We start from the raw sequence: 11,267 nt of genomic DNA on the forward strand, positions 1-11,267 counted from the left end.
GCCGCGCAGCAGGTGCAGTACGTAGGCGCCTTTGCGGTAGACCACCGCGCGGTCGTCGGCGCTGGGGGCGTTCCAGTCGGCATATACCAGCGCGTGGTCCGCGCCCTTGGCCCGCAGCGCGTCCAGGCGCTTGCGCCAACCCTCCACCTGCGCCTGGTAGGCGGCCTCGCCCTGCGCCTGCTGCAGGTAGGCGGCGGTCATGAAGTTGGCCATCCCCTCGTTGAGCCAGAAGTGCTCCCAGCCGGCGCAGGTGATCCGGTTGCCCCACCATTGGTGCGCGGCCTCATGGGCCATCAACGCGGTCTGGTCGGCATCGTCGAGTACCTCCTGGCCGTACGCCTCGGACATCAGCGACACCCCCGCCATTTCCTGCCCGATGGTGTTGGCCACCAGCGCCTGCTGGTAGTCACCGCGATACGGCAGCCCGGCGCGCGCCGCGAAGAAATCGAGCATGTCGCCGGTCCGCGCAAACACCGTGCGCAGCTGCGAAGGCGTGCGCTCCACCGAGAGGAAACGCAGCTGCACTGCACCATGTTGCTGCATGGCCTGCTGGTAGCGGCCGGCCGCGAAGCCATACACGTAACCGGGCATCGGCGTGTCCAGTCGCCAGTGATGTTCCAGGCGTCCATCGGCCAACGTACGCGTGGGCAGCGCGCGGCCGGTACCGGTGGCCCGCAGCCCTGGCGGCAATGTCACCGACAGATCCAGCGTGGCGCGCTCATCGGGCGCATCCACCGAGGGCATCCATTGGCTGGTGGAGAAGATCGTGTAGACCTCCTCGCGCTCGGGGGCGAACACCAGGCCGAACGTTGGCGCACCGTGGTAGCGAATCTGCAGCTCGGCCAAGGCACCGCGCTTCAGCGGCGTAGCCAATGTGACGTGCAGATGCTGGTCGGCCTGCGCAAAGGCAAGGGAGCGACCGCCCTGCTTCACTGACGTCACCTCGAGTGTGCCCGCGTCGAGGGTAAGCGTGGACAGCGTCTGCGCCGCCTTGAAACGGACGGTCTGCTGCCCCTGCACGCGCTTGGCGGCGATATCGGGCACCAGCGCCACGCTGTAGTGCAGCACATCGAAACCGCGTGGCGGCATGGCGTGCACCACGCAGCAACCAAACAGCAGCGGTAACGCCAACACCCCAACGCATTGTCGCACGATCATGGCATCCCTCCGAGCAATGTGGATCGCATCGTGCCAGACCGCGACGGGCAGAGCCACGCCATGCGTGGCTGCTTTCTGCTTGCGATCAGGCACCGCACGCAGCCATCCGGGCATTGCGCGCAGCCACCCAAGGCACCGCGCGCAGCCACCCAAGCACCGCGCAGCCACCCATGGGGTGGCTCTACCCCCCCAAAAAAAACGCCGGCGCGAGGCCGGCGTTTCTTCATGCGCGGTCAGGCCGGTATCAGCCGTTCCACTTGCCCAGTGCCGCCTGGCCGTTTTCCTTGGCGCGGTCGTACACGGTCTGCTGTGCCTTGGCGATGTTGGCCTTGGTGTCCTTGGCCCACAGCTTCAGTGCGGCCTGCTGCATGGCGCGGCCGTAGGAGAAGCTCAGCGGCCACGGCAGGTTGCCCATCTGGTTCATGGCATCCAGGTGTGCGGTGGACTGCTCATCGCTCTGGCCACCGGACAGGAACACCACGCCCGGCAGGATCGCCGGCACGGTGCTCTTGAGGCACATCACGGTCGACTCGGCCACTTCCTCGACGTCGGCCTGCTCTTCGCAGCCCTTGCCGGAGATGACCATCGAGGCCTTCAGGATGGTGCCTTCCAGCAGCACGTTCTGCTGGTACAGCGCGTCGAACAGCGAACGCAGGGTGGCTTCGGTGACTTCGTAGCAGGTCTCGATGTCGTGGTCGCCGTCCATGATCACTTCCGGCTCGACCATCGGCACCAGGCCGCATTCCTGGCACAGCGCCGCATAACGGGCCAGCGCGTGGGCGTTGGACTCGATGCAGGTACCCGACGGGATGCTCTCGCCGATGTTGATCACCGCACGCCACTTGGCAAAGCGCGCACCCAGCTTGTAGTACTCCTGCAGGCGCTCGCGCAGGCCGTCCAGGCCTTCGGTCACCATCTCACCGGGGCAGCCGGCGAGCGGGTGGGCACCCTTGTCGACCTTGATGCCCGGGATGATGCCGTGGTCGGCCATGTACTTGGCGAACGGCACGCCGTCCTTGGTGGACTGACGGATGGTCTCGTCGTACAGGATCGCGCCGGAGACATGCTCGTTCAGCTTCGGCGTGGTGAGCAGCATCTCGCGGTAGGCGCGACGGTTCTCTTCGGTGTTCTCCAGGCCGACGCTGGCGAAGCGCTTGCCGATGGTGCCGGTGGATTCGTCGATCGCGATAATGCCCTTGCCCGGGGCGACCATGGCCTGGGCGGTTTCAGCCAGCTGTTCGATGCTCATGTATTTCCTGTGGCGGGTGCGGGAAAACCGCAATTATAGCCCCCGCCTCCCGTGAACTGACCGTCCACGGAATCTGGAAACGCTTTCAGATGGCCAACGCGAGACGGCGCGACGTTTCCGCCGCGCCGCCGTGTGCTGCACTGCCGGGCGTGGCCCGGCACTCCCCTTACAGGTCGCCCAGGCCGCTGGCGCGACCGTCTTCGCCCACTTCCAGCAGGCGCAGGGTGTTGGTGGCGCCGTGGGTCTCCATGTGCTCACCGCTGGTGAACACCACGCGGTCGCCGGCCTGCAGCTGGTTGGCTTCCACCAGCAGGCGGATGCTGCCACGGGCGGCTTCGCGCGGGGTGAAGCCGCGGCTGTCGAAGTTGATCGGGAACACGTCGCGCATCAGCGCCATCTGGCGGCGGGCGCCGTCATGGCGGGTCACTGCGAACACCGGGGCCGAGGCACGGAAGCGCGACAGGTAACGCGCGGTGCCACCGGATTCGGTCATCGCCACGATCGCGCGCACGCCCACGTGCTGGGACAGGAACATGGTGGCCATGGCGATGGCCTGGTCGGCGCGCTCCAACCCGCGCGGCGAGGCGCCGAAGTCGGTCTCGGTCTGGAACTGACGCTCGGCACCCAGGCAGATGCGCGCCATCGCTTCGACCGCCTTGACCGGGTAGGCACCGGCGGCGGTTTCGGCCGACAGCATCACCGCATCGGTGCCGTCGATGACCGAGTTGGCCACGTCCAGCACTTCGGCGCGGGTCGGGATCGGGCTTTCGACCATCGACTGCAGCATCTGGGTGGCGGTGATCACCACCTTGTTCTGCGCCAGCGAGGCCTTGATGATCTTCTTCTGCAGGCCCGGCAGCTCGGCATCGCCGATTTCCACGCCCAGATCACCACGCGCGACCATGACCACGTCGCTGGCGTCGATGATCTCTTCCAGGTTCTCGATCGCCTCGGTGCGCTCGATCTTGGACACCAGCGCGGCGTAGCAGCCATGCGATTCGGCGATCTCGCGCGCATCGTTCATGTCCTGCGCATTGCGGCAGAACGACACGGCGATGAAGTCCACGCCGATCTTGGCCACGATGCCGATCAGCTCCTTGTCGCGCTCGGTCAGCGCGCCCAGCGACAGGCCGCCGCCCTGCTTGTTCAGGCCCTTGCGGTCGGACAGCACGCCGTCGTTGAGCACGGTGTTGATGATGCGCTCGCCCTGCACTTCGAGCACCTGCAGCTGCATCAGGCCATCGTCGAGCAGCAGCACGTCGCCGGCGGCCACGTCCTGCGGCAGGCCGAGGTAGCTCACGCCCACCTGGGTGGTGTCGCCCGGCGGCGGGGTGGCCGAGGCGACCAGGTCGAAGCGGTCGCCCGCCTTGAGGTGGATCTTGCCTTCGGCGAAGCGCTCGATGCGGATCTTCGGGCCCGGCAGGTCGGCCAGGATGCCCACTTCCACGCCCACCCGCTGCGCGGCGGCGCGCACGTCGGCGGCACGCTTGGCCTGGCCGGACGGATCGCCGTGGCTGAAGTTGAGGCGAACCACGTTCACGCCGGCGCGGAAGAGATCCTCCAGCACGCCCGGCGGGTCGGTTGCCGGTCCGAGGGTGGCAAGGATCTTGGTACGGCGCTGACGCTCAATCATGGTAAATGGGCTCCCGGGAAAGGATCGAAATTAGCACACCCTTCACGTCCCATGAATACGTTTACAGCCTTGCGGTGTCTGGGTTTGTCCGATGTCCCGGAGACAGCGTCGGACCGCCGCGCGGACATCGGCTGACCTGCGACTGGCGACAAGCCCCGACACGATTGGCTTTGCGCAGGACATGCGGCGGCGTACGGGATGCCGCCAACTGCCTCAGGCGAGCACGCTCAGCAGGTCATCCGGCGCGCTGGCCAGATGCTGCGCACCGGCCTCCTGCAGCTCTTCGGCCCCGCCGAAACCCCACAACACGCCGATATTGCGCATGTTGTGATGACGCGCGCCGGCGATATCCATGCGCCGGTCGCCGATCATCCAGCACTGCTGCGGGTCGAGCGACAGCCGCATCAGCGCCTCGGCCACCAGTTGCGGCTTCTCGCTGCGGCTGCCGTCGATGGTCGCCCCGATCACGTCCTCGAAGCAGTTGCCGAACGGCAGGTGCTCGACGATGCGCCGTGCATGCGGCTCGTTCTTGGCGGTGACGATCGCCAGCCGATGGCCGCGATCATGCAACGCCTGCACCACCTGGCCGATGCGCGGATAGACCTCGTGCTCGCGCCAGCCGACCACGTCGAAACGCTCGCGGTAATACGTCACCGCCTGTTCGACATCGGCCGGATCGGCGAACAGCGGCGCGAAGCTGGTGCGCAGCGACGGGCCGATCCAGCGCCGCAGTTCTTCCTGCGACGGCACCGGCCTGCCCATCTGCGTGAGCGCATGCGCCACGCACTGGGTGATGCCGACCGCCGAATCGATCAGCGTGCCATCCAGGTCGAAGAACAGGACATCCCGCCCGGCATCGGCGTGACGCCCCACGGTCGCCATCAGGCGCCCCGTGCGTCGAGCGCGGCCACCGCCGGCAGGGTCTTGCCTTCCAGGAACTCCAGGAACGCGCCGCCGCCGGTGGAGATGTAGCTGATCTGCTTGGCGATGTCGTACTTGTCCACTGCCGCCAGGGTGTCTCCGCCGCCGGCAATGGAGAACGCCGACGAGGCGGCAATCGCCTGCGCCAGCGCCTGGGTGCCGTGGCTGAAGGCCTCGAATTCGAACACGCCGACCGGGCCGTTCCAGACCACGGTGCCGGCCTTGGCGATCAACCCGGCGTAGTGCCGGGCGGTGTCCGGGCCGATGTCCAGGATCAGGTCATCCTCGGCGACATCGGCCAGCGCCTTCACCGTGGCCTCGGCATCGGGCAGGAACTGCTTGGCCACCACCACATCGGTCGGCAGCGGGATCTCGGCGCCACGCGCCTTGGCATCGGCGACGATCTTCTTCGCCGTCTCCAGCAAATCCGGTTCGTACAGCGACTTGCCGACCGGGTAACCGGCCGCGGCGATGAAGGTGTTGGCGATACCGCCCCCGACGATCAGCTGGTCGACCTTGCCGACCAGGCTGGAGAGCAGCTCAAGCTTGGTGCTCACCTTGCTGCCGGCCACGATCGCCAGCAGCGGCTTCGCCGGCGCGTGCAGAACCTTGGCCAGAGCGTCCAGCTCGGCCATCAGCAGCGGGCCACCGGCGGCGACGGGCGCGAAGCGGATCACGCCATGGGTGGAGGCCTGCGCGCGATGCGCGGTACCGAAAGCATCCATCACGAACACGTCGCACAGCGCGGCATACTTCTTCGCCAGCGCTTCATCGTCCTTGGCTTCGCCGACGTTCATGCGGCAGTTTTCCAGCAGAACGATCTCGCCGGGCGCAACCTCGACACCGTCAACCCAGTCGCGCACCAGCGGCACTTTCACGCCCAGCAGGTGCGACAGCCGCAGCGCCACCGGCGCCAGCGAATCGGCTTCGCTCCACACGCCTTCCTTCGGCCGTCCCAGGTGCGACATGACCATGACCGCCGCCCCTTTCTCCAGCGCCATCTTCAACGTCGGCAGCGATGCGGTGATGCGCTGCTCGGAGGTGATGTTGCCATCCTCGATCGGCACGTTGAGGTCCTGGCGGATCAGCACGCGCTTGCCGGAGAGATCGAGGTCGGTCATGCGAACGATGGACATGGGCAACTCTTTGGCTGAAAAGGAAAGGGCGCCGCGCACGGCGCAGACGCCCATTGTCCCGACTGCGCGGGCGCATCGCAAATTTTCGGGCAGAAGCGAAGGCAGGAGCCAGGTCCAAGTCCAAGTCCAAGTCCAACGCCCTGCGGCCGATGCTGCTGCGCTGTGCGGGGGCCTGTGGGTTCACGGGACACGTTTTAAGTACGTCCATGTAAGCTCCGTCGCCGCATCCATGCGGCGCAGGGTCCCGTGAACCCACAGGCCCCCACACTCGACAACGGGTCGGTGCGCATGGAAAAGGCCACCGACAATGCGGGGCGCTGCCCGGCAGCTTCCGTACGTCAGGAATGCGGAAGGATGGTGAGAAGCCGACCACAAAGCGACGCTCGGACACGTAGTGCCGGGCGCTGCCCGGCAGCTCTTCCCCCACCGCCAGCGCGATGAACCGTCCGGAGGCCAGGAAGATCAAGGCGCTGCTGCTAAAGGCGCTGCTCCGAAAGCAGTTGCTCCCAAGGCAATTCTTCCCGCAGAAACCCGCCCATCCATCACCCCGCAGCACCGCCCGGCTTCTGCCGCAGCACGCTCACCGCGAAGCCACCGACCACCAGCACGCCCAGCACCAGCAACCCCCACAGCAACCAGCGCTTCCAGTCGCGCTGCGGCGCCACCGCCGCGTCGCCGGCCAGCACCTGCGCCGGCCCCTGCAACGTCGCCAGTGCCGGCTGCCACTGCGCCCCCTGCTGCTCACGCAACTGCGCGATCACCGTCCCCACCGGCGCATCGCTGCGCGCCGCGCGCACACTGCCCGCCGCCACGCTGTATGGCCCCTCGCCCTGGCTCAGGAACACCAACGCTTCAGGTTGATAGCCCAGCTTCAACGTCGGCGCCACGCTCGGCTGCGCCTGCCCCGCCACCAGCTTCCAGTAACGATCGCGACTGGGCACCGGCAACGCCTGCGTCTGCGACCGACGCCGCTGCGCCGCATCCTGCACCTGATAGGCCACCCATGGACCCGCGCGCACCTGCCACGGCTGGCTGGCATCATCGCGACTCAGCAACGTCCACTGCACCACGCTGTTGTCGGCCGTGTCGATGTCCACCTGGGCAATTGGGAAGCGCCCCTCCAGCCGGTACTCGAACTCCCCCGGCTTGCCGGCAGCACCGCCAAGCGACTGCCAGCGCCAATCGATCGACTGCGCTGCCGGCACCAGCTCGGCCTGCACCGCCGACAACGCCGGCAGCGCATCGGCGCCCATCGGCAGAATCCGGAAGTACTTCGCCTGGTGCCCGATCTCGATGCGTCGCTGCTGCAGGCGCTGCCCATCGTGCTGCAGATCCACCAGCGGCACATCGTCGGTGATGCGCTGCCACTGTCGCAGATCGTCGCTGGCTTCCACCCGCACCCGTGCCTGCAGCGCGGTCTGCGTCTGCCAGTCCAGCCGCAGCGCCTGCACGCCCACGTGCAGCGCACTGGCATCGACGAGCCAGCCGGCAGCCTGCGTGCTGCCCGCGCCGCTGCGCCCCAGTCGCGCTTCCACCCGCCGCACGCTGCCGTCGGTATTGCGCTCGGTCAGCAGCTGCAGGTCGTCGGCGGCGGCGCCGGCCAGCGCCGGCAACGGGAACCAGGTCAGCGTCTGCCATTGCGCCTCGCGTGCCAGCGGCTGGTCGGCGGCCAGCAGGGTCGTCGGCAGCGCCTGGCCCTGCGCATTGAACACCTGCACATCGGCCAGCTGGGGCGACACCGCACTGCGGTAGACCGCTTCGTCCAGCAGCACCCGGTAGGCACCGGCCTGCGGCTGCGACAGCTGCAACGGCCATTGCTGGCGATACTCCTGGCGCGCATCGGCGGCCAGTGCCAGGGACGGCAGGGCGGCCAGCGACAGCGCCGCGATCAGGGTGCGCATTCGGTTCACGGGTGTGGCTCCACGGAGGGTTCCGGGGCGCGCGGCGGCGCCGGCGCGAGATAACCTACGACCGTGCACAACAGGCCGTAGGCGATGAAGGAGGAAATGCCCAGCAGGTTGCCCAGGTGCTGGCGGTCGATCAGCACCAGCTTGGCCAATACCACGCCCATGAGCACCGCACCGACCAGCCACAACGTGCGCTGGCCGCGGCGCGAGCCCCACACCCAGCTGATCACGCCGAGCACGCTCCAGACCACGGTCAGGCTGGTCTGGGCCAGGGTCGAGGACCACAGCGCGTCGTTCCAGGCCACGCCGCCCCAGTGGTGCACGGTATGCAGCGTGGTGCTGGTGAGCAGGATGAAACCGGCGATGGCCAGCAACGGCACGCGCACGCCACGCGGCCCGTCCGGTGCCTGGGCCGACCACAACCAGCGCGCCGCCAGTGCCAGCCCGGCCAACTGCACCAGCTCCATCGGATTGAGCAGCGGCAGCCACGGCAGCGGTGCCGACCCGCCCGGCAGCGTGAGCAGGCCAAGCCAGCTCACCCCAAGCACCACGAACAACGTGGAGGTCAGCGCCGTGCGCAGTGCGTCGAAGCGCGCGCCCAGCGGCACGGCCAGCCACGACCAGCGCAGCAGGGCGGCCGCGGTGACCAGCAGCCACGGCAGCAGCGCCAGCGCCACCGACCAGCCCTGCGCCAGCGCGAAGCGATCGGCCAGCCACATGCAGGCCAGCGAAACCACCGTCGGCCACAGCAGCCACCAGGTGAACTGCGCCGCGAGCGCGGTGCGGTCCTGGCCGCCACGCAGGCACCACAGGCTGCGCACGCCGAGCACGGCGAACACCGCCCAGGCCAGCGCGCCATAGCCGGCGAACGGCTGCTGGTGCGCCTCGCCCTGCCACAGCACCAGCGGGAAAGCGCTGAGCAGCATGGTCAGCGTGGTCAGCACCAGCGCGCGGGCCGGTGCGCGGCGATGCCACTCGGCGGCAAGCCACGCGGTGACCGCGACCGCGATCAGCAGCGCGTCGGGACGGCTGTCGCGCGCCACGAAGCGGCTGACCTCGTGGGCGATACCGCCCAGCCACCACACCAAGCCCCACAGGTAGTAGACGACGGCCGGCGAATCCTGGCGCGCCCTTCGGTAGCAGGCGGCCGAGGCGAAGCCGGCCAGCGCCAGCAGCAGCCCGCTCATGAAGGTCGGGTTGGCGATCGCGGTGGCATCGGCATGCCAGTAGTCGGCGCCCACCACGAACCCGAACGCCGCCCCCAGCTGCAGCAGCGCACCGGCGATCTGCGGGAGCCAGCGCTTCTGGCGCAGGCCGAGCCAGACCAGCCCGGCGCCTTCCAGCGCGAACACACTGGCGGTGGCGCGGGCGGACAATGCCAGCGGCACCGCCAACGTCGCAAAGCCCACCGCCAATACCGCGTGCGACTGGCCCAGCACCGCATAGCGGGCGCGCCGGATCAGCGCCCAGCCCAGCACCGCGTACAACGCGGCCAGCGCCAACGCACACAGTGCCAGCAGCAGGCGGTCGTCGTGCAGCATCCCGGCCTGCAGCGAGAAGGCGATCAGCGGCGTGCCGAACACCAGGCTGCCATCGACCAGGTCGCGCTTCTCCGCCGGCTGGCGGCGCGCATAGAGGATCGGGATGAGCAGGTAGAAGGCGAAGAACAGCAGCAGGAACGGCTCGGTGCTGCTGAACTTGTCGGCGTTGTACTGCAGCACGCCCCAGGCCGTACCGATGCCGAAGGTGAAGGCGAACCCGAGCAGGTTGAGCACCCGCCACGGACGCCACCAGGCAATGGCCAGGATGGCTGCGTTGAGCACGGCGTAATAGGAGAACAGCGCCACGTGGTTGCCACTGCCGGTGGACAGCCAGATCGGCGCCATGAACCCGGCCAGGATGCCCAGCACCGCCAGCGTGCGCGAATTCTGCACGACCGCCAGCACGCCCATGCCGGCGATCAGCAACACGCTCATGGCAAAGGCCGGCGGCGCATCGATCAGGTCGTAGCGTTTGAACGCGGCAAAGATGGTCAGCAGCAGCACGCCGATGGTGCCGCCCTGCAGGGCCAGCGCGAACAGGCGCCGGCGGTCGCGCTGGATCCAGCCGAACACCAGCCCGCCCAGCGCCGCCGCGGCGATCGCGGCCAGGCGCAGTTCGATGGGCGCATTCAACCAACCCTGGTCGCTGGCGTACTTGAGCAGCGCAGCGACACCGGCCAGCAGCACCAGCATGCCGATCTTGACCGGCACGTTGCCCTCGGTGAACCACTGCTTGATCGTGCCGATGATCCGCTCGCCGATCCCCGGGCCCTGCGGCGGTGCGGGCGGGAGCGGCGCGCTGGCCGCCACCGGGACGGGGGCGGACGCAGGGAGCGGCGGCGGACGACGCGGCGGCTCCGGGGCGGCGGCCAACGGCACGGCAACCACCGCCGGTTCGGGCGTCGGTTCGGCAGCGGCGGCGGGCGGCGGCGCTCGATAGGCGGTCTCCGCCCAGCCCAGCGGCGTGCTGATCGGCACCTCGGCCGACGGCTGCGCGCTGGCCTGGAACTGCTGGCTCTCCAGCGCGGACACGCGCCGGCGCAGGCCGGCGATCATCACCAGGGCCACCACCAGCAACACCGGGATCAGCAGTACCACCACCGCCAGCAGGACAATCAGAGCTTCCATTCCACGCCATCCTCAAAGGGGAGCCCCGGCGGCATCCTGCCGACGCCATGCCGGTGGCACGCGGCCATGCTAATGGATCGACGGCAGCTGCGGGGCCCCCTGTCCGTTGCCGGGCCAGATACGACGAACCCCGGCACAGGGCCGGGGTTCGCAGGGTGCACCGAGGCTGCGCCGCGCTTACTTGGCGGCGACGACCTTGGCCATTTCCAGGCACTTGTTGGAGTAGCCCCACTCGTTGTCGTACCAGGACACCAGCTTGACGAAGGTGCTGTCCAGGGCGATACCGGCATCGGCATCGAACACCGAGGTGTGGGTCTCGCCGCGGAAGTCGGTGGCCACCACCTTGTCTTCGGTGTAGCCCAGGATGCCCTTCAGCGCGCCTTCGCTCTGTGCCTTCACTTCGGCGCAGATCTCGGCGTAGGTGGCTTCCTTTTCCAGCTCGACGGTCAGGTCGACCACCGACACGTCCGAGGTCGGCACGCGGAAGCTCATGCCGGTGAGCTTCTTGTTCAGCTCCGGGATCACCACGCCGACGGCCTTGGCTGCGCCGGTCGAGGACGGAATGATGTTTTCCAGGATGCCGCGGCCGCCGCG

At 68.4% G+C, this 11,267-nt stretch carries 7 protein-coding genes and 1 pseudogene; all 8 read right to left on the reverse strand.

Translation table 11 applies throughout. The features are described 5' to 3' along the window. The coding region (locus RTO53_RS17235) for a M1 family aminopeptidase (RefSeq protein ID WP_312238948.1) at positions 1-1,158 on the reverse strand (1,158 nt) is incomplete at its 3' end. 244 nt (positions 1,159-1,402) lie between these two features. After that, entirely contained in the window at positions 1,403-2,407 is a 1,005-nt protein-coding gene (locus RTO53_RS17240) for a class I fructose-bisphosphate aldolase (RefSeq protein WP_312238949.1), read from the reverse strand. Positions 2,408-2,573: 166 nt separating this feature from the next. Further along, on the reverse strand, positions 2,574-4,040 hold the full coding sequence (gene pyk / locus RTO53_RS17245; RefSeq protein WP_256777446.1) for a pyruvate kinase: 1,467 nt from the start codon (positions 4,038-4,040) through the stop codon (positions 2,574-2,576). 213 nt (positions 4,041-4,253) lie between these two features. Then, the gene (locus tag RTO53_RS17250) at positions 4,254-4,913 is read right to left on the reverse strand and encodes an HAD hydrolase-like protein (RefSeq protein WP_312238950.1); all 660 of its coding nucleotides are present in this window, start codon (positions 4,911-4,913) and stop codon (positions 4,254-4,256) included. Positions 4,914-4,921: 8 nt separating this feature from the next. Then, the gene (locus RTO53_RS17255) at positions 4,922-6,097 is read right to left on the reverse strand and encodes a phosphoglycerate kinase (RefSeq protein WP_312238951.1); all 1,176 of its coding nucleotides are present in this window, start codon (positions 6,095-6,097) and stop codon (positions 4,922-4,924) included. Between the two features lie 542 nt (positions 6,098-6,639). Then, positions 6,640-7,998, reverse strand: a complete 1,359-nt coding sequence (locus RTO53_RS17260; RefSeq protein WP_312238953.1) for a DUF3999 domain-containing protein — start codon at positions 7,996-7,998, stop codon at positions 6,640-6,642. 5 nt (positions 7,999-8,003) lie between these two features. Next, the gene (locus RTO53_RS17265; protein WP_312238952.1) at positions 8,004-10,673 is read right to left on the reverse strand and encodes a DUF2339 domain-containing protein; all 2,670 of its coding nucleotides are present in this window, start codon (positions 10,671-10,673) and stop codon (positions 8,004-8,006) included. A gap of 177 nt (positions 10,674-10,850) precedes the next feature. Then, positions 10,851-11,267 (reverse strand): annotated as a pseudogene (locus RTO53_RS17270) (type I glyceraldehyde-3-phosphate dehydrogenase); the annotation flags it as partial.

The sequence above is a fragment of the Stenotrophomonas sp. genome, assembly GCF_031995405.1.
In the GTDB taxonomy this organism is placed as follows: domain Bacteria; phylum Pseudomonadota; class Gammaproteobacteria; order Xanthomonadales; family Xanthomonadaceae; genus Stenotrophomonas.